This is a genomic window from Vibrio sp. 10N.222.55.C6 (genome assembly GCF_041473395.1).
GTDB classification, from domain to species: Bacteria; Pseudomonadota; Gammaproteobacteria; order Enterobacterales; family Vibrionaceae; genus Vibrio; species Vibrio crassostreae_C.
In genome coordinates this window covers 21,834-42,261 of record NZ_JBFRSD010000032.1, presented here as the reverse complement: position 1 = coordinate 42,261, position 20,428 = coordinate 21,834, and the positions used below count along the sequence as shown (strand labels likewise).

The 20,428-nt window shown below is 45.8% G+C and carries 16 protein-coding genes; 9 read left to right on the top strand and 7 right to left on the bottom strand.

All coding sequences use genetic code 11. The features are described from left to right. Positions 1-720: 720 nt before the first annotated feature. The 4 genes from AB4486_RS17290 to hemC are packed head-to-tail and all read right to left on the bottom strand — an operon-like array spanning position 721 to position 4,817. On the bottom strand, positions 721-1,902 hold the full coding sequence (locus AB4486_RS17290) for a heme biosynthesis protein HemY (protein WP_372117888.1): 1,182 nt from the start codon (positions 1,900-1,902) through the stop codon (positions 721-723). After that, complete coding sequence (locus AB4486_RS17285) at positions 1,902-3,128, bottom strand: uroporphyrinogen-III C-methyltransferase (protein ID WP_372117886.1); 1,227 nt, start codon at positions 3,126-3,128, stop codon at positions 1,902-1,904. Before AB4486_RS17285 ends, AB4486_RS17290 begins: the two co-directional genes overlap by 1 nt. Before the next feature lie 19 nt (positions 3,129-3,147). Next, on the bottom strand, positions 3,148-3,876 hold the full coding sequence (locus AB4486_RS17280) for a uroporphyrinogen-III synthase (protein WP_017061007.1): 729 nt from the start codon (positions 3,874-3,876) through the stop codon (positions 3,148-3,150). 2 nt (positions 3,877-3,878) lie between these two features. Then, on the bottom strand, positions 3,879-4,817 hold the full coding sequence (hemC, locus tag AB4486_RS17275) for a hydroxymethylbilane synthase (protein WP_017061008.1): 939 nt from the start codon (positions 4,815-4,817) through the stop codon (positions 3,879-3,881). Positions 4,818-5,161: 344 nt separating this feature from the next. Here hemC and AB4486_RS17270 point away from each other — a divergent pair, with 344 nt between their 5' ends. Further along, complete coding sequence (locus AB4486_RS17270; protein WP_017066755.1) at positions 5,162-7,690, top strand: class I adenylate cyclase; 2,529 nt, start codon at positions 5,162-5,164, stop codon at positions 7,688-7,690. Between the two features lie 71 nt (positions 7,691-7,761). On the opposite strand, the gene cyaY is transcribed toward AB4486_RS17270, so the two are convergent. Then, the gene (gene cyaY, locus AB4486_RS17265) at positions 7,762-8,076 is read right to left on the bottom strand and encodes an iron donor protein CyaY (protein WP_017061010.1); all 315 of its coding nucleotides are present in this window, start codon (positions 8,074-8,076) and stop codon (positions 7,762-7,764) included. Positions 8,077-8,151: 75 nt separating this feature from the next. On the opposite strand from cyaY, the gene lptM reads away from it, so the two are divergent. From lptM to AB4486_RS17225, 8 genes are all read left to right on the top strand, one after another. Continuing rightward, a complete protein-coding gene (gene lptM / locus AB4486_RS28720) occupies positions 8,152-8,268 on the top strand; it encodes an LPS translocon maturation chaperone LptM (protein WP_017063757.1) in 117 nt (38 codons plus the stop codon). Positions 8,269-8,310: 42 nt separating this feature from the next. Beyond that, positions 8,311-9,564, top strand: a complete 1,254-nt coding sequence (lysA, locus tag AB4486_RS17255; RefSeq protein WP_017066756.1) for a diaminopimelate decarboxylase — start codon at positions 8,311-8,313, stop codon at positions 9,562-9,564. Between the two features lie 11 nt (positions 9,565-9,575). Further along, positions 9,576-10,406, top strand: coding sequence for a diaminopimelate epimerase (dapF, locus tag AB4486_RS17250; protein WP_017061013.1), 831 nt, complete (start codon positions 9,576-9,578; stop codon positions 10,404-10,406). Between the two features lie 44 nt (positions 10,407-10,450). Beyond that, on the top strand, positions 10,451-11,149 hold the full coding sequence (locus AB4486_RS17245; RefSeq protein ID WP_017061014.1) for a DUF484 family protein: 699 nt from the start codon (positions 10,451-10,453) through the stop codon (positions 11,147-11,149). Then, the gene (xerC, locus tag AB4486_RS17240) at positions 11,118-12,050 is read left to right on the top strand and encodes a tyrosine recombinase XerC (RefSeq protein ID WP_017061015.1); all 933 of its coding nucleotides are present in this window, start codon (positions 11,118-11,120) and stop codon (positions 12,048-12,050) included. The genes AB4486_RS17245 and xerC overlap by 32 nt, the downstream gene beginning before the upstream one ends. Before the next feature lie 15 nt (positions 12,051-12,065). Next, positions 12,066-12,782, top strand: a complete 717-nt coding sequence (gene yigB, locus AB4486_RS17235; protein WP_372117883.1) for a 5-amino-6-(5-phospho-D-ribitylamino)uracil phosphatase YigB — start codon at positions 12,066-12,068, stop codon at positions 12,780-12,782. A 170-nt stretch (positions 12,783-12,952) separates the two neighbouring features. Then, positions 12,953-15,451 carry an EAL domain-containing protein gene (locus tag AB4486_RS17230; RefSeq protein ID WP_372117880.1) on the top strand — a complete coding sequence of 833 codons (2,499 nt, stop codon included), beginning with the start codon at positions 12,953-12,955 and terminating at the stop codon, positions 15,449-15,451. A 192-nt stretch (positions 15,452-15,643) separates the two neighbouring features. Then, positions 15,644-18,124, top strand: coding sequence for an EAL domain-containing protein (locus tag AB4486_RS17225; protein WP_017063759.1), 2,481 nt, complete (start codon positions 15,644-15,646; stop codon positions 18,122-18,124). 145 nt (positions 18,125-18,269) lie between these two features. On the opposite strand, the gene AB4486_RS17220 is transcribed toward AB4486_RS17225, so the two are convergent. After that, positions 18,270-18,866: a tRNA-uridine aminocarboxypropyltransferase gene (locus AB4486_RS17220; RefSeq protein WP_017061019.1), complete on the bottom strand. Its 597-nt coding sequence runs from the start codon at positions 18,864-18,866 to the stop codon at positions 18,270-18,272. 2 nt (positions 18,867-18,868) lie between these two features. Continuing rightward, positions 18,869-20,413: a COG3650 family protein gene (locus tag AB4486_RS17215; protein ID WP_371725448.1), complete on the bottom strand. Its 1,545-nt coding sequence runs from the start codon at positions 20,411-20,413 to the stop codon at positions 18,869-18,871. Positions 20,414-20,428: the final 15 nt, after the last annotated feature.

The following is a 20,428-nucleotide window of genomic DNA, read 5'->3' as shown; positions in this document are numbered from 1 at the left end:
TTAATTTTCCGGATTGGTATGAGTCTTATTATTCGTCTCAGAGTTTGTAGAGGCGCTTTACGTTGATCACGAGCTCTGATATTCCGACACTTATTATTAAGCTCTGCTCTCTCTAGCAGCGCTTGATTACGTAAGTTTATACTTGTGGCTATTGGTTCGTTGATTAACTTTTCCTGAGCGTCTTGAGAGCTCTATCTCCTACTAATTTGAACTGGCTGATAAAGATGCCTCGTTTCTAATAACAAGGTTTTGTTGGTCGGTAACTCTTGCTATCTCCCTCTACTTAATAGATTAATCTACAGGCAGTTACGTGAACTCCCCGGTTATAACGGTTTATAGTTGGAACGTTGATGGCTATTTAATTGTTAATTCAACGTGACTTTAAGTGGGCATCTGTCGGCGGGTAAATATCTTTAAGCGCCTTCTCTCAAGCTGATCTCCATTTGTTCTTGAACTTCAAGGTATCACTTTTCTCTATGACTCCTCTCGAACCTCTTATAAGGACTTGTTTATAAGAATGGTAAAACTACGTACAGACACAACTAAAGTCGTTCTCCGTGTGTTTGAGAAGCCCAGTTGAGCAATTTCATGGTTAGTTGGTATTGGGCAGGTAAGTGTTTGATGAGCTTGGTTTATAGCTATTGTAGAAGTTATCTAGGGTTAAATAGCAGATACAAAAAAGCCGATGCTAGACATCGGCTTAGTTTGAGTCGCTTAGAGTTAAGCGGGTTGAACTAGAGCGAGCGCTTTACGAGAAACCTCGTGAGCTGCTTTTGTTAAGTTTTGCTTCTCTAGGGCGTCAGATAGATATCCGTAATCTGAAACATTTGAGCGAAGTGCTAGGGCTTTTTCGAAGTGGCTTTGTGCTTCCGCCCACTTCTGCTCTCTTAAGTAGAACTGAGCCAGAGCGCTGTGTGCTTCGGCATTACCACTGTCTTTACTGATTGCACGTTCTAGCATGACCACTACTGGGTGGTGATCGGCTAGATTCAACTCTGGAAGCAACATGTAGAGCTCATTTGAACCACTCTTCGCAATGTTCTCTTTGATCACTGTGAACGCTTCTGAGTCAGCTTTGCGAGCGATAAGTTGCTTCACAAAGCAGGATACAAGGTGCGAACTTTGTTTCTGTTTTCTTGAAAGCTTGTTCCAATGGCTGATTAAACCTTCGCTACCTTGCTGTTGTGCCACATCATGAAGTAGCCCACATTGTGCTTTCTGTTCTAATTCACGTTGCTCATCAGCTGTTAGAAGTTTGTTCTTAACTAATTTAGGAGTTAACTCTAGCAATGGCTGCCATAACTTCAGTTGCAAGTAAGTGGCTTTTAACAGGCCAAGTACAGCAGTGTTATTAGGGTATGTGCCTTTTAGGGTCGAAAGTGTATCGAATGCAGCTTCGTAGTTTGACTCGCTGATTTGCTGTTTAGCTTTAGTTAGCTCAACCGCTAGTAGAGAGTCGTCCTGTTGGCTAGCAAGCTCGATGTACTTATCTCGCTCACTTGTATTACCTTGTTCGTGTGCCGCTTGAGAAGCGACTAAATAACAAAGTAGAGGCATGTCGTGATGGTTAGCCCAACGAGTTACTTTCTTCTCAGCGCCTTTCCAGTCACCTTCAAGTAGCTTGATAATGCCTTCATTGGTATAACGACGAGAACGTTTCAGCTTACGAACACTGAACCAGTTCCAAGTTGTCGAGCTTGCGTAAATAAGCTTTTTAAATAGGTACTCTAAGCCGAATAGAGCCGCTAGAAGAGCAATGACAAAGATAACCAGTGTTGTCACGCTCATCTCAATAGTCTTATTCGCAATTGAGATCAGAACGTAGCCTTGTTGACCAGAGAACTGAGTACCAACAATTAACCCAGCACCTAGAACGAGAAAAAGAAAAATCCAACGAATCATTATTTTTCCTCCGTGGTCATAACGGTGACTTCACGACGTAGGCGCTCACGTATCACATCTGACAACTCATTTTGAGATTCAAGCTTTACAGGGTATTTCACAGAGATGTTCTGTTCACTTAGCTGTTTAATCGCTTTCTCAAATTCAATCACTGAGTTGTTATCTTGGTTTAGATACGCTTTCGACCACTCGCTAGCGGTATTAAGAGCTGCGCTATAGAGTTCACCTTGTTCTTTGTAGACGGCGCGAATCGCGGTTTCTAATTTACCTTTGATGTTTTCACGCAGGTAGAAGTGTTGTTCAGGAGAGAGTAGAGGGATAACTTCGCCATCACGACTACGGAAGGTAATGAAGTTTTCTGAGAAGTCTTTCATCGACGTCATCAGGTTGTTCTGCCAATCATTAATATCTTGCGATACCGCTTTTTTCTCAACAACCGCAGCTTCCGGAAGAATCGCATTGGCAAGCGGCAGTGTATCGACTTGCTGTTGCAAGCTTGTGATACGCAGAACTAAGCCGTCACGGTCGATCAGAGGAATAGTGCGAAGCTTGGTAATGTCATTGGTCATTGATTGACGCAGTGACACTAAGCTCGGGTCATTCAGTGCTGCGATACGTTGATCGGCGCTTTCCATTAACTTGGTTGCGCTAACGGCATCATGCTCGAGGAACAGTTTACGTCCTGCTAGTTTCACAAGGTAATCGGCTTCGGCAAGTAACCAGTCATTCGGGCGGCGACCTTTCACGTCAGCCACTGCTAACTGCAGGCTTTGAATGCTCTTCTGCTGTTGAGATTGCACGACCTGAGTTTTCTCCACCGCGTGTGAGGCTTCTTGGATAGTCTCTTGCTTGATGGTTTTTAGGTCTTTATTTACCGCAGATTGGGTATTTTGAAGTTGTGCTTGAAGAGCGGCTATTTGAGCCGAGTATTCAGCGCTCTTTTGCTGCATTTGAAATGCGATACCGCCACTGAAGATAATTGAAATAGCGATCGCAATAGCGCCTAGTTTGACACCGCGCTTACCTTGCTTTTCTGCTTTCTCTATTTGCTCTTTATGCTCAGCTTGAGGCTGCTCATTTTTAGCGGTATTTGAAGCAGAGGCATCAAGCTTCTGTTCAGGTTGTTTTGTCTCTGTAGAGTCAGCTTTTTCGTTTTCAACAACTACTGGCTGAGTATCTTGTTTCTTTTCAGGTTCAATATGCTCATTATTTTTTTTGCTTGTCATGCTTATTTCCTGTTTCTAGCTAGGGCCGGAGAGCAGCCAGTAATATTTGGTTCGTAGCACTGTGAGTATTGGTCACATTCGAGAAGCCGAGTTGTTGTGCTCGTTCTACAATGCGCTGGCTTGGGACAAATAGATGTCTTGTTGAAAGCCAAGCCAAATACTCATCAGGGGTAATTGAGCAGAGATACTCCAATTGTTCCTGACTAGTGATGACAACTTTGGACGTTTTTTTGTTTATCCATGTTTGATAGGTATTGTGGTCGCTAATAGGAATATATTCTCTACGGTAGGTCTCACAATAAGAGACTTGTGCACCTCGATTGAGTAGAGAATCCCTAATGAGCTCACGCCCACCATTGCCACGTAGTATCAAAATGGACTTATTTTCTACGCCATTAAGTTCAGTAAGTTTAAGAAGATGTTCACTATCACTAACTTGAGGATAGTTTACTTTTTGTTTACAGACTTTGCTTAAAACGTGCGCAGTTTTTTGACCAACGCCAAGATAAAGCGGCGAAGTAGGCCAAATGGATGAGGTTTTTGAAAGGATGCTTTGGGCAGCCGCCACGGCGTGGTGACTGACTGCAATAATGATATCGCTGTTATTAAGCTGGGTGCTTAAATCCGCAGAGTTGGGATTATCCACGATACGAATCAGCGGATGATGGATTGCTTGAACCCCTTCATCCGCTAGTTGTTGGCAAAGCGATTGTCCCTCTGAACCGGGACGAGTCACCAACACTGTCATGATTATTCTTGGTCAACGTAGAGCTTGGTTAAGATTTCTCTCGCGCCATCATCCAGCAATTGATTTGCCAGAGTCACGCCAAGTGCTTCTGCATCTTTGCGAGGGCCAGAGATCTCACCACGAACCATCTTAGAACCGTCCGGTTCACCAACTAATGCACGTAGCCAGATGTTTTCGCCATCTAATAATGAGTAGCTGCCGATAGGAACCTGACAGCCACCTTCTAGGGTAAGGTTCATTGCACGTTCGCACAGTACACGATCAGCCGTGTCTTTATGATTCAGTGGTTCAAGGAGTTTAATCAGACGCTCGTCATCAAGGCGACACTCAATACCAACAGCGCCTTGGCCAACAGCAGGGAGAGACTGCTCTGGTTCGATGAAGCTACGAATACGCTCTTCTAGCTCTAGACGTTTAAGACCTGCAGCAGCCAGTACGATCGCATCGTATTGACCATCATCGAGTTTACCTAGACGAGTACCAACGTTGCCGCGCAGCTCTTTGATGATCAGATCTGGGCGGTATTCTAACAGTTGGCATTGGCGACGCAGACTGCACGTACCCACGACAGCACCTTGTGGGAGTTCGTCGATGTTGTTGTAAGTGTTTGATACGAAAGCGTCACGCGGATCTTCGCGCTCACAAATTGTTACCAGACCTAGACCTTCAGGGAAGTCGACAGGTACATCTTTCATTGAGTGAACCGCTAGGTCAGCACGACCTTCTAGCATGGCTACTTCAAGTTCTTTAACGAACAGTCCTTTACCACCCACTTTAGCAAGCGGAGTGTCTAGGATGATGTCACCTTTGGTCACCATAGTTACCAACTCAACCTCTAAACCAGGGTGAGCAGCTTGCAGTGCATCCCTTACAAAGTATGCCTGCCAAAGGGCAAGAGGGCTTTTTCTGGTCGCGATACGGATTGGTGCTGAATTTGTCATGGTGTTTCCGATATAGGTTCTGTAATAGCCTAATCCTACCATTATGAGGCGAGAATTCTTACTGTTTGATCATTCCATACTTTGATAGCTGAGAGATTTTCATGAGTTCACCAAAATAGTGTGATTAGTATCTCATTTGAAACATGGGCTATTATTAGAAATAGTCAATAAAGAGGACACTACGGCGCCGTGAGTTTAACTTTCTGTCATCAAGGAATTGACCAGTATGACGGGTTCCTTTGCTTTACCATTAAGGGTAAAAGTGTTAAATTGATCACGTTTTGTTGCTCCTTTCGTTCAGTAACTAAACAGAACTGCACTTAACCTCAAACCAAGGACTTACCTTGCAGGCTTACACTCAAACTTTGATTCAACGATTAGACAATCTAAATCAGCAGCGCATTGATCGTGCGTTGGCGTTGATGAATGTGCAAGGCCAGCGAGTATTCAACCTTATTCCCGCACTGCTTCACTTCAATCACCCGATGATGCCTGGTTATTATGACCAACAAGTTCCTTTTGGAATTCGTAGCTTCACGCTTAATGAATTCCAAAAGCAATTTGTCTCTGATACCGAATTAACGCTGGGTGGCAAACTCACCGAGACGGATGAACCAGCAATCCTTGGCTTGTACACCATGGGTAGTACTTCTTCTATTGGTCAAAGCACTTCAAGTGATCTTGATATCTGGGTGTGTGTTTCCCCGGATATGGATGGCGCCTCTCGCGATAGCCTAACCAACAAGTGTCTCTTGATTACCGATTGGGCTGAAACCTTGGGAGTAGAAGCGAACTTCTTCTTGATGGATGAAGAGCGTTTCCGTTCGAACCATTCAGAAGAGATGACCGGCGATAACTGTGGTTCTTCACAGCACTTATTATTGCTTGATGAGTTTTATCGCTCTGCGGTTCGTTTGGCTGGTCAGCGTTTGTTGTGGCAAATCATTCCGCCAGAAATGGAAGAGTGTTACGACGAGTATGTTCAAGGTTTGTGTCAGGATGGCTATCTTGATTGCTCGCAGTGGATCGATTTCGGCAAGCTGAATCGCATTCCCGCTGAAGAGTACTTTGGTTCAAACCTGTGGCAGCTCTATAAGAGTATCGACTCACCGTATAAATCGGTTTTGAAGGCGATCCTGTTAGAAGCCTATTCATGGGAATACCCAAACACCCAACTGCTGAGTATTGATACCAAGCGTCGCTTCTTCGCGGATGAACCGGATCTGTATGGCATGGATAGTTACTATCTGATGCTTGAAAAGGTAACGCGCTATCTAGAACGCATTAACGACCACACTCGATTGGACTTGGTAAGACGCTGTTTTTATCTTAAGACCCACGAGAAGCTGTCACGAGATGCGGGCATTGGTTCTGTTGCGTGGCGTCGTGAAGCCTTGACTGAGATGACTAAGTCTTGGAATTGGGGACATGAAACCATTGCTGAGCTCGATAACCGCCGTAACTGGAAGGTTGAGCAGGTTAAAGTGGTGCACCATGCACTGCTTGATGCCTTGATGCTGAGCTACCGTAATCTGATTCAATTTGCGCGTCGTAACGACATCACTTCGGCAATCAGCCCACAAGATATCAGCATCTTGGCACGTAAGCTTTACGCTGCGTTTGAGGTATTGCCAGGTAAAGTGACACTGCTGAACCCACAAATCTCTCCGGATCTGCATGAACCCGACTTGAGCTTCATCGAAGTTCGTCAGGGTCAGTCGAATAAAGCAGGTTGGTACTTGTATAAGCAGCCACTGGTTGCACACCGCATTCTTGGTCAGCCTTCTCTAGAGCACCATGAGTACTTGAGTAAGTTGGTAGCATGGTCGTTTTTTAATGGCTTGATTACCGAGTCGACACGTTTGCACTCTGTGGTACGTGACGCTCACATCGATATCGATAAGTTCTATCAAATGGTGAGCGACCTGCGTAATACGTTTTCTTTGCGTAAGCGTCGCCCAAGTATGCAAGCACTGGCGAGCCCGTGTGAGATAAGCCAGCTAGCGATGTTCATCAACTTTGAAAATGACCCGACGTCTGAATTAAGTGGTCGTGCATTAAAAGTGGACCTCAAGAACGCCGATATCTTCAGCTTTGGTGAGGAAGGTAAGAGCTTAGTCGGCAGTGTCGACTTAGTTTATCGTAACTCTTGGCATGAAGTACGTACGCTGCATTTCCAAGGTGATACGGCAATGCTGGATGCGCTGAAGACGGTACTTGGTAAAATGCACCAAGATGCTTTACCGCCAGAATCGGTTGATGTGTTCTGTTACAGCAAAAACCTGCGTGGTGTGATGCGTAACATGGTGTATCAACTGCTTGCTGAGTGTATCGATTTACGATTGAAACCGATTGAACCCGAGAAGCGCCGCCGCTTTAAGGCTATTCGTTTAGCTAATAAGATGTTTGGTCTGTTCTTCGAACGTCGTGGTGTGTCGGTACAGATGTTGGAAAACTCGGTCGATTTCTACCGTAGCATCTCAACCAATAAGCTCAAAGGCTCACCTTTACTGATGCTCGATAAAGAGCAAGAGTATCAGCTACCAGAAGTGGTGGATGGTTTTGCGAGTGAGGGCTTGATTCAGTTCTTTTTCGAAGATACCGACAAAGGCTTCAATATTTATGTATTGGACGAGTCGAACCAAGTTGAGGTCTACCACCAGTACAGCGGTGAAAAAGATGAGATGATCGCGAGCGTGAATTCTTTCTACACATCGGTAAAAGATGAGTCGAAGATGTCGTCTAAGTTGATTAACTTTAACCTACCTCAGTACTACCAAATCGTTCATCCTGAAGAAGGCAATTCTTACGTTGTGCCTTATCGTAACGATGCAACTTTAGCTTCTCGGAGCTCAAAGATAGTCAACATCTAGTCTTACTAAGCCCGATTGATATTGAAAAAGGAGTGATTGATTCACTCCTTTTTAGTTTTGCTTACAAATGATTAGACCCAATCGATCGCTTCACCTGCGTGCTTCACGCATTCTTCTTTAACCATCTCAAACAGCTCCATGCCCGTCTTTGAACATGTCCACTTGTCGTCAACTAGCTTGAAGTGAAAGCCACCAGATTTAGACGCTAACCAGATTTCTTTCATTGGTTCTTGGCGGTTAATGATGATTTGGCTGCGGTTCTCAAACTCCAGCGTCATCACGTTACCAGTCACTTCGTAATCAATATCTGCCTCTGATTCATCGATAGCTTCTTCGATGTTTTGCATCTGTATATCGACCAGCTGATGAAATTCAGTCTCGTTCATCCTTTCTATCCTATTGCTTTTCCTGAGTGTGGTGCGATTATAGGGGGCATTGAGTTAATAATCACGATATGCAAAATGAAAAAATTAATTGCTGCTCTATTTATGATGTCCGTTATTGGACTTTCTGGTTGTGGTCAAACGGGTCCTTTGTACGATCCTGATGAAGTTCAGCAAACCGAACAATCACAATAAGTGAAAACACGCAGAAATCGTTATTTATAAGGGATAAGAACTTTGGATTACTTCAACTATCAGGAAGATGGCCAGCTTTGGGCTGAGGACGTCGCACTTTCACAACTAGCAGAGCAATATGGTACACCGCTGTATGTATATTCTCGTGCAACATTAGAACGCCACTGGAATGCGTTTGATTCATCGGTTGGTGAGCATCCGCACTTGGTGTGTTATGCCGTTAAAGCTAACTCAAACCTTGGCGTGTTGAATACTTTGGCTCGTTTGGGTTCTGGCTTCGATATCGTTTCTGGCGGTGAGCTAGAGCGTGTGGTTGCTGCCGGTGGCGATCCAGCAAAAGTTGTATTCTCTGGTGTCGGTAAAACAGCCGCTGAAATGAAGCGTGCGCTTGAGTTGAACATTAAGTGTTTCAACGTAGAGTCTGAACCAGAACTAGAGCGACTGAATAAAGTAGCTGGTGAGCTTGGTGTTAAAGCGCCGATTTCACTGCGTATCAACCCAGACGTTGATGCGAACACTCACCCTTATATCTCTACTGGTCTGCGTGATAACAAGTTTGGTATCGCTTTCGACCGTGCTCCTGCTGTCTATGAGTTTGCAAAAACACTCGATAACTTGTCTATCCATGGTATTGATTGCCACATTGGTTCTCAGTTAACGGATATCGAACCTTTCATCGATGCAACCGATCGCCTGCTTGCGCTGATCGACCAGCTACGTGCTAACGGTATCAACATCAAACACCTTGATGTCGGTGGCGGTTTGGGTGTGGTTTATCGTGATGAATTACCACCACAGCCTTCTGACTACGCGAAAGCCTTATTGGCTCGCCTAGACAATCATTCTGATCTAGAGCTGATTTTCGAGCCTGGAAGAGCGATTGCTGCTAACGCTGGTGTATTATTAACGAAAGTCGAGTTCCTCAAGCCAACAGAGCACAAGAACTTTGCCATCATCGATGCAGCAATGAACGATCTAATGCGCCCAGCACTTTACCAAGCTTGGCAGGATATTGTTCCTGTGAGCCCTCGTCAGGGTGAAACTGTGACTTACGATTTGGTTGGCCCAATCTGTGAGACAGGCGATTTCCTAGGTAAAGATCGTGACCTTGTTCTTGAAGAAGGTGATCTGCTAGCAGTTCGTTCAGCGGGTGCTTATGGCTTCGCGATGTCATCTAACTACAACACTCGTTCGCGTGCGGCTGAAGTGATGGTGGATGGCGATAAAACTCACTTGGTTCGTCAGCGTGAAGAGCTTACGAGTCTGTGGGAACTTGAAAACATTCTTCCGGAGTAATTTTAAGCGTTATGCACTTCCACTTTTCTAAAATGCATGGTTTGGGCAATGATTTCATGGTCGTGGACTGCATTACTCAAAATATTTTCTTTTCTCCAGATTTGATCCGTCGTTTGGCGGATCGTCACACTGGTGTGGGCTTTGATCAGCTACTTGTGGTTGAGGCTCCCTATGATCCAGAAACTGATTTCCATTACCGCATATTCAATGCGGATGGCAGTGAAGTGGAGCAGTGTGGCAATGGTGCACGTTGTTTTGCACGATTCGTTCGCATGAAAGGCTTAACGAATAAGTACAGCATCAACGTGAGTACCAAGAAAGGTAAAATGGTTCTCAAGATTGAAGAGAATGACCTGATCACGGTGAACATGGGCATTCCTGAGTTCGAACCCGGCAAGATTCCATTCAAGGCCAAGCAGCCAGAGAAGACGTATATCCTAAGAACGGATGTACACACCTTATTCTGTGGTGCGGTAAGCATGGGTAACCCACATGTGGTTACCGTGGTTGATGACGTCGACACGGCTGATGTGGACACCTTAGGCCCACTACTTGAATCACATGAACGTTTCCCTGAGCGTGTTAATGCTGGCTTTATGCAGGTCGTTAACCGTGAAGAAGTTCGTCTACGTGTTTACGAACGCGGCGCGGGTGAAACTCAGGCATGTGGCAGCGGAGCGTGTGGCGCAGTTGCAGTGGGTATCACTCAAGGCTTACTGGCTGAGAATGTGAAGGTTCGTCTACCAGGCGGTGACTTACACATTAGCTGGCAAGGCCCGGGTAAACCTCTGTTTATGACCGGCCCTGCAACGCATGTGTTTGATGGTCAACTTTCTTGCTAATAACGACCCAAAACAAATATATTCATAAAAATAAAGGATAGGTTTTGTCTTACGTTGAAGCCGACGCACTCACCGCAGAAGTGGTCGCGGAATATTTACGTGATAACCCAGATTTTTTCCAAGACCGAAAAGATTTGGTTGATCGCCTTGCTATCAATAACGTTGAGCAGGGCGCTGTTTCTCTGGTTGAGGTTCAGCTTAAACGCCAACGTCATCGAATCGAAGAGCTTGAAGAAGAGATCACTGGCTTGATGTCGTTGGCAGCAAATAACGATAAAACCTTCTATGAGTTTATGGATCTGCAAGCGCAAGTGCTGAAATGCAGTGACTTCATGCAGGTGATAAAAGCCGTTGAACAAAAAGCGTTAGATCTTGGGCTTAAGGCTCATGTTCGTATTCTTTCGCAATCTGGCTTTTATCAGTTGAGTGCTGAGGGTTACTCTAAGTTTTCGCTTAACCATTTCAATGGCAAAGATGCTTATCTTGGACGCTTGAGAAAAGCCGACAGACACGATTTGTTTGGTGATTATCCAGTTCCAGAGCTAGGCTCTTATGTAGTACTACCGCTTGCTAAGCAGTCTCCATTGGGTTTGCTCGCCTTTTCTAGTGAAGATGGCGGACATTTCCAACCCCATATGGATACGCTCTTTTTACGCCATTTAGCACTTGTTGTCGCTCATTTGGCGGACACCTTACCTTGGCAGATAAATAATGAGCCTAGAGCCCAAAATACCTCTTCCTAACAGCCTTCAAAAGCCACTTTCTCGCTTCTATGAATATCTCCGAAGCGAGAAGGGACTCAGCCTACACACCCAACGTAATTACAAACAACAACTTGAAACCATGGCCGGTCATTTAGTCACTCTAGGGCTAAAGGATTGGGGTCAAGTCGATGCGGCGTGGGTCAGACAACTGGCCAGTAAAGGCATGCGTGAGGGAATGAAAGCGAGCAGCATTGCAACGCGCTTATCGTCACTGCGCAGCTTCTTTGATTTCCTTGTGTTGCGTGGCGAAATGACCGCCAATCCAGCCAAAGGTGTCTCTGCACCTCGCAAACAACGCCCTTTGCCTAAAAACCTCGATGTTGATGAAGTGGGTCAACTGCTTGATGTGAATGAGGACGATCCATTGTCGATTCGTGATCGAGCGATGATGGAGGTGATGTATGGTGCTGGATTACGACTGGCAGAACTGGTCGGCATCAATCTGAAAGATGTGTTGGGTCGACAAGGCGAAATCCGAGTGATTGGTAAAGGCGACAAAGAACGTAAAGCGCCTTTTTCTGGTTTAGCTAAAGAGTGGGTCGATAAATGGCTCAAAGTTCGTGGTGAATTGGCTTCACCGGGTGAAACCGCGCTGTTTGTCTCTAAGCTCGGGACTCGTATCTCTCACCGCAGCGTGCAAAAGCGCATGGAAGAGTGGGGCAAGAAGCAATCTGTCGCGAGCCACATCAGCCCGCATAAACTGCGTCACTCCTTTGCAACGCATGTGCTGGAATCGAGCCAAAATCTTCGTGCTGTGCAAGAGTTGCTTGGCCATGAAAACATCTCGACGACCCAAGTGTATACCCACTTAGATTTCCAACACTTAGCACAAGCTTATGATCAGGCTCACCCGAGAGCTCGTAAGAAGAATAAAGATTAGATTAAAGGGTTTACTATGCGAATTTATCGAGGGTTAAAGCCCATCAAAGCCATGACCTTTGACTTGGATGACACCCTGTATGACAACTGGCCTGTGATCATGAAGGTTGAGAAAGAGATGGCACAGTGGCTTTATCAAAAGCACCCAGTGTCGGCTTCTTTATCGCTTGAAGAGTGGCAGGGCATTAAGCAGCAAGTCGCATCTGAAAACCCAGCTTTGAAACATGATGTCACCGTGTGGCGTGAAACTCAGATTAAGAGTGGTTTGCTGCAATTGGGTTACTCTCTGCAGCAAGCAGAGCAAGCGGCTCGAGAGGGCATTGAGCATGCCTTGTGGTTGCGTAATCAAGTCGATGTCCCTCAAGAAACGCATCGAGTGATGACTGAACTTAGCCAACGTATTCCTCTGGTTGCGATTACCAATGGCAATGTCGATCCACACAAAATTGGCTTAGGGCTGTACTTTCAATTAATCCTTAAAGCCGGCCCTGATGGCAGAGCAAAACCCTATCCAGATATGTTTGAAAAAGCTCAGCAACACCTAGGTTGTGACGCTGAGAATATTCTTCATGTTGGCGATCACCTCAAAACGGATGTCTATGGAGCCAAGCAAAATGGCTTCCAAGCGTGCTGGTTTAATGACATTGGTTCCAATTTATACCTCTCTTCGAAGGCGAGTGTGCTGCCTGATGTTGAAATAGAGCAACTTAGCGATCTTATGCGACTAATTTAAAGACTTCTGTAAGCTTATTGTGTCGCATTTATGATATTGAATTGTTACATTAGTCGCAATTAAATGCCTGTTTAGGCTAGGATAATTGGCGACTACTTTTTATCGATTCGTTTCAGTCATAGCAGTGGTTGCGGGTTCTTCACTTCACTCTATTTCGATCAAGGGTTGGCATGCAAACATTTACATTTCTCGCAAATACTGAGGAGCTATTTAAATCTCAATTTGATCAGCGAGAGTGGTGTGACAGCAAACAATATCTTATTCAACTTTTCTCTGCCCAATCTTCTGATGTGGCTCGTCGAATCGCGAGTATTGCTCTCAATCGCCTAAGCAATGCCACCCTAATTGGCCAGAGTGCTCGTCATGTTATCTGTGACAATTGTCTTGAGAGTAGTTGTACCTTAATCATTATCAGTGAGTTTAATGAAACCCGTTTAACCTCCGCGGTTCAGCCTTTTACTGGCAACCCAAACCAAGACAGCCAAGAGCTCGCTTCTCAACTAGATCTCTCGAAAGATGCCAAAACGGTCATCAGCCTATGTGATCAGGTTGAAGGTCGTGATTACCCGATCTATAGCGCCTTTGAAAACCTACCCTATACATTGCCTGTTGCTGGTGGCTTGTGTCATGAGAATGAATACGGGCGTTGGGTTATGCATAACGAACAGACCTACCAACACGCTTGCGTGGCGGTGGCTCTGACTAACCCAAGGTTGAAGGTTTGGTCGGACGCGTACTCTGAGTGGAACCCGATTGGGATGAAGCTACGAGTCACACATGCAGTCGGAAATCGCTTATACGCATTGAACGACAAGCCGGCTATTGAAGTATTCAAACATTACCTTGCGGATGGCAAAGACCTTCCTTTTAGTCAACTGATGAGCTTTCCACTTTATCGAGAACTTGGCAGAAAGAAGGGTATCTCGACGCCGCTACGTATTAATGATGATGGCAGTATTGAGTTTGATAGCCCTTGGCATGTCGGTGAAGAGGCGCAGTTTTGTTATAACCACCCATCGCTCACTGCAGAAAAGGTGCACCACGGTGCCGAGATGCTAGCCATGCATCAGCCTGAATCGGTGATCATTTATAACTGCGTATCTCGACTTGAATTTATCGACAGTAAACTTGAGCTCAAGCCATTTGAAGGGATAGTGAATACATGTGGTGCCTACTGCATGGGGGAGCTATACCGTAATGAAGACCGCCAAGAGATACTGCACCACAGCTTGACTTATATCGCTATGCGCGAGTCTGACGAGATTAAAGAGTTTCATTGCGAAGACTTTCAGTGTGGCTCAACCGTGTCGCCATTGCTTAACCTAGTCAGAAATGCAGTCGCTGATCTCGACAGTATGAATACTCAGATGGAAAAGAAACTCCATCAACAAGCGCGTCGCTTAACCGAAAGCTATCGCATTGACTCGCGTACTGGTTTGCCGAACCGTATCGTACTGAAAGAGCGCCTCAATACGATTCTGTTCAGTGAACATCTGCTGACCTTAAAGCTAACCAACTTCCATCAGGTTAACGAGAAGTATGGTTATCAAGTGGGGGATCAGCTGCTACTCGATCTGTCTAATCACTTTATCGAGCGATTACAGCTTCGTGTGGTTAAAGAGCCTCGCGTGAAGGTAGAGCTATTCAGTATTGGTGTTGGAGAGTGGGCGATTATCTTCAATGCTAGTGTTGGTAGTACGAAAATAAAAGAAGGTTTCGTTGAGTTCGCCGATGACATCGAACACATAAATTTTGAGCCATATGGTTTGGCTGATATTGATTACCTGTCAGTTTCTCTGTGTGGCGGCTTTGCTAGTCGTTGTGACTTCTTAACCGACAGTGGTGACCAGATCTTATTGAAAGCGATCGAAGCTCGACGCTATGGAGTACGTAACAATACCCACATCACCAATGCTAAAGACATTCAGGTGAGTGAAGAAGATCGCAAAGAGCAACTAGGCTGGCTGAGCTGTGTAAGTCGTGCGATTTTAGATCAGAACATCATCACTTATTCCCAGCCAATTGTGGAGTCGGTTACGCACGAAATGATTGGCCAAGAGTGCTTGGTCAGAATCATGGAGTCAGACGGTACCATTGTGCCACCAGGTAAGTTCTTACCTATCATTGCCGACACGCACCTTTACACTCGCCTCAGCCGACACATGATTAAGAACACCATAGGTTATATGGCGGATAAGCAAAGCCCATTTTCTATCAACCTATCCCCGCAAGATTTGTTGAGCGACAAGACGCTTGAGGTGCTCGAGACCGCCATCAGTGCTATGAACGATCCCACTCGACTTGGCCTAGAGGTTCTCGAGTCTGAGCAGATTAAAGATTATGGTCGCATGATTGAGGTGTGTGATCACTTCCGTGCTCTCGGGGCGAGAATCATTGTTGATGACTTTGGCTCTGGTTACTCCAACATCGAGGAAATCATTAAGCTTGAGCCACAGATCATTAAGCTCGACGGTAGCTTGATTCGTAATATCGACAAAGATCAAAAACAAAGAAACATAGCCTCTCAGTTGATTCGTTTGTGCCAAGTGTTCAATGCCAAAACGGTCGCTGAATTTGTCCATAACCAACAGGTTTGTGAGATAGCAGAGCAAATGGGTGTCGATTATCTGCAGGGTTACTACTTCGGTGAGCCTAAGCGACTGTTTTAGCAGTTAAAGCTTCCCGCATTGTGTAACGACTGGCTATAAAAGTACTGCGCCGCCATTAATGACTGCTTTTTGGCGGAGTGAATGATGTCTAACTAAGGTCACATTATTCATAACGCGATCGCAAGTATTCCGTGCAAGCCTTATCTATAATAAGCACAATAATAAATCATTAACGTAACGATTAATGTGAATATGCAGTCGACTTCTCTCCTGATACAAGACATTGAGCAAACCCAACGTGAATTGGAAAAGATAGATTTTCATCAACATGAAAGCCTACTGATTCAGGTGTTTTCGTCTTTCGAGAAAGGTTCTGTTTTGGCTGCCTGCCAAGTGATTCAATCGACTTTTCCCAATGCCAAATTGATTGGTTGCAGTGCTAACCACTACATTAGTCAAGGTGTCATCCTGCACCAAGGTCTTTATCTGATTGTTACCCGCTTTGACGCGACGTCTTACTCTTGTGGTGTTGTCGAATATAGCGAACAACCATTGCTCGATAGCCACGCTATGTGGCAACAGCTTGAGTGCAATGATAATACTCAAAGCATCATCTGTTTCGCAGACCGCTTGCAGATAAATAACCGAGATCTATTTTCAGCGTTTGAGCAGTCGATGTATTCATTACCGATCTGTGGCGGTGCATCGACCATCACAGATAATGGGCGATGGGTGATGTTAGACGGCATTTGCTATGAAAATGCCTATGTGATGTTGGCGCTGCACAGTGTTGAGCTCTCCATCGCTAAGGGTTACTACACTGAATGGAATCCGATTGGTCGAACTTTTCGAGTGACAGGTGCTCAAGAGAACCGGTTGTTGGAACTGGATGGGATGCCTGTTCGCGAACTCTACAATCGTTACCTCGCTGATGGCCTCGAAGTGCCTTTTGAGCAACTGCATAACTTTCCCTTGATGGTCGGTGACCCGAAAGAGCAAAACATTCACTTACCGCTCAAGGTAACGGAAAGTGGAGAGATAGAATTCAGCGGCCTGTTCCAAGTGGGCGATGAGGTCCGGTTTTGTTATGACCATCCATCACTGACCTTAGAGCAGATACGACTGGGCGTGCAGCAGATCGCCTCTCATAGGCCAGAACAGTTCTTCATTTATAACTGTACATCTCGTATCGACTTTATTGATGGCAACCAAGAGGTTGAGGTTTTCCAAAAATTGGCCGACAGCTATGGCGTTTACTGCATGGGAGAACTTTATCAAGAGAATGGCCAACAGCGAATCTTGCACCATAGCCTCACTTATCTTGCGCTTAGAGAAGGCGAGGGTAAGGCGGTATTGCCATTAGAGACGCAACCCGCGACCAACATATCCCCTCTGTTTTCATTGATCCGAAATGCACTGCTTGATGTCGATGACATGAACAACAGCATGGCGAGTAAGATTCAGCAGCAAGCCACTGCATTGACGGCAAGCTATCGAATTGATCACCGTACAGGTTTACCCAATCGAAGTGTGCTGCGTGAGAAACTGTCGAAGATGAGCAGTGATAGCCACTTACTAGCTTTGAAGGTCACGACCTTTGGTCAGATCAATGAGAAGTATGGTTATCGAGTAGGTGACAAGCTTCTGCATGATTTGAGTGAGTACTTTCAAAAGGCGCTGTGGCAGTTCTTTGATGAGGGCTGTCAGCTCTACAGTATCGGTATTGGTGAGTGGGCGGTGGTGTTTGATAGTTGGGCGAGCCAAGAACATATTCATCAGCGATTCTCGGAATTTGCCGATCAAACCGAGCATGTGAATTTTGAGCCTACCGGTTTACCCGATATTGATTACTTGTCGGTGTCTATCTGTGCGGGTATCGCCAGCCGTCGAGATTTCCCGACTACCTCTATTGATGACTTATTGTTGAAGGCGATTGATGCGAGGCGCAGCGCTGTCAGCCAGAACAAGCACCTAGTGAGCGCCAAGGCACTCATTCAATTGGAGAAGCATCGCCAAGAGCAACTTGGTTGGCTGTCGTGCGTGAGTCGCGCGGTGCTTAATCAGAATATTGTGGCGTGCTCTCAGCCCATAGTTTCAGCACACAGTCATCAGGTAGAGAGCTACGAGTGTTTGGTTCGAATTGAAGAGGACGGTCAGTTAATTGCACCGGGTAAGTTCTTGCCAATCATTGAAGGAACCCATCTCTATACACGCCTCAGTCGTCAGATGATAACGCGCACCTTCGATTTTATGAGTCAGCGAACCGATTCGTTCTCAATTAATTTAGCGCCACAAGATTTCAGCAATGAGAAAACCATTCTTCACCTTGAACAAGCGATCAAGAAAATCAGTCACCCACAGCGTATTGGCTTGGAGGTGTTAGAAACGGAACAAATTCAGGATTACGGTCGCTTGATTGAGGTGTGTAATCACTTCCGCGATCTTGGTGTGAATATTATTGTTGATGACTTTGGTTCGGGCTATTCGAACATTGATGAGATATTGAAGCTAGAACCACAGGTGATCAAGCTTGATGGCAGTTTGATTCGCAATATTGATAAAGATAAAAAGCAGCGCAAGATCGCTCAGCAGTTGGTGAGCTTATGCCAGATTCTGAATGCTAAGACGGTGGCGGAGTTCGTTCATAATGAGCAGGTGTGCCGTATTGCTGAAGACATGGGGGTCGATTACTTGCAAGGGTATTACTTTGGTCAACCTCAGCGTTTGTTTTGATGGAGCGAGCGTTTCACGTGAAACACTGGTTGGCTCAATAACGAAAATACGATGTAAAAAGGGTAAGCTTATGGCTCACCCTTTTTGTTTTTAGTGTCTGTCTCGTCCCGAAATGTGTTTTTACCTTCCCGCGCGCCTGCTTGGTCTATTTGAGGGCGTGGCCACACTTGTCGGCGTGGAACACTTTTAGATAATGCTGGTAGTAGTCATCAATGAGCTTGGCAGATTCACTTTCACCTAAAGATTTGAGTAACTCAATACCCACTTCACAAGTACACAAGTGGCCACTGTCTTGGTTGCGGCGCAAGGTGTATGAAGATTCGCTGGTAATATCGAGGTGAACTTGCGGAACGGCTTGTAACCACGAGCTCTTGTTAAGCATCTTCTTCGCTTCTTGCCATGTGCCATCCAAGATGATGAATAGCGGCTTACGGCTCTGGGCTTGGGTCATTACAGCTTGCTGGCACTCGACACTTTGATCACTTGGGAATAAAAGAAACGGTTGTCGTGTTTCATCGTCAAGCAGTGCGATGAGCTCCGCTGGTGGTGTTTTCCTTTGCCATACAATGGACTGACACTGATCAAGGGATTGCTGAAGCAGCTTCCCTGTATTGGTATCGCGTGACAGTTCATTCTCATGAGTGAGCAGTACAAGATCGATTTGGCTTGCGACACTAGGTATCAGGTGACAAATACATTGGTGAGTGAAGCTACAACCATGGCAAGCTTGTTGGTTACTCATGTTTACAACTTAACTCCACTTTGTGCGGGTGAGATACCATCAGCAAACAAAACCACGTCGCTGATATCAGCATCATCTGCAACTGGAGCGACACTTGGGTTTAGCGGGTAGCTGACACCAGAGTATGAAAGTGTGTGTTTCGCCGGTGTTGCACCGCCGCCACTGACATTGAAGATCAGATCCTGCCAGCCGTGGTTTTGCGATTTACCTAAGCGTATGTCGCCCTTAACCAGTGTCACTCGGCTATTGAAGCGCCAGTTATCTTGATGGTTTTCGAAAATTAGCAGTGTACAGCCACCAGAACCACACCAATCGAGTTGGGCGAACAGCTCTTCTTTACCGTCGCCGTTGAGGTCGTAGGTTAACCAGCGGTATTTAGTGTCGTCAGGTGAGCTGTTGTTGATCTTAAAGTATTCGCGGATCGCTTGGTCGACTTTTGGATCAAGTTGATCGCTGGAGTTCACCTGCTTTGCGGTTAGATCAACGTTAGTGGTGGTGTTTACTTGTGCTTGCGCACTCTTAGCTTCGAATAGCACCAGACCGCCATTGGCAATCGGATACACCACGTTGCCCACTTTCTCTTTTTCAGCGATTAGCTTGCCATTATCGAGTGTGAAGATGCGCTCGGAGATCAAATATTGTTGCTGGTGGCGAGTCATAACCACTTGTACCTGATTTTGGTTCAGTTGCTGCCAGAAGCCTTGTTCAACAATAGAAGGGTCTCCATTGCTGTATGAATAAGTCGTGATAGCACTGTGGTCATTGTTGAGTTCAAGGTTGATAGAGAACCCTGAGTTTTGCGTTGAGCTAGCGAAGTAGAGTCCGCTCCAGTCCAGCGTTGGATCTTGGTTAGAGACCGTCGCACAGCCATTGTAGTTACTGTCATTGAGGTTAAGCTTGGCATGCCACCCATAGATAGAATCGCTCATGCCGTCGCTACAGCTCTCTTTTGTAAGGTTGAGTTTGCCTTGCGCTGCTTTACCTTCTAATTGGTAATCACGACTGCTTGGTGTGGTGCGGCTTGATTCAATATCGAGGGTTTGTGGCTGTTCGCCCATCTTAGTATATTTCAGCTGGTCTTTATCGAAGGTTGCTGACCAGAAGGGTTCATTACCGAATACTCGTGTTGAACGCAGTGGTTGGTCGCAGCGCTCAGGGTTCTCTGCGGTTAGGATGTTCACTTGGTCAACCACGAAACGCGCTGTGAAATCTGCGTTATAACCCGTTTGGCTCGGCACGGTTAGGTGACCAATCAGCTCGCCATATAAGGCTTGGTAAGGTCTCGTTGAGAGCCCTTGTGCTTCTAACGCTAACTCTGGAGATAAGTCTAACCAGTATTGTTGTTGGCTACCGCAAGGAGTGAAGGTTCGGCTTTCATGGCCAACCACCACCTGACCACGCATGATGAAGGTTTGCGGTTGAATGCTCAGTGGCTCATCCAAGTTTGCTGGGGGCTGTTCAGGTTGTTGCGGCGTATCAGGTGCCGTAACACAGCCTTGTAGAGCGAACGCGACTAGCCATGTCACTGGGTTTTTCATTACCTTCATGTTATATCTTCCTCG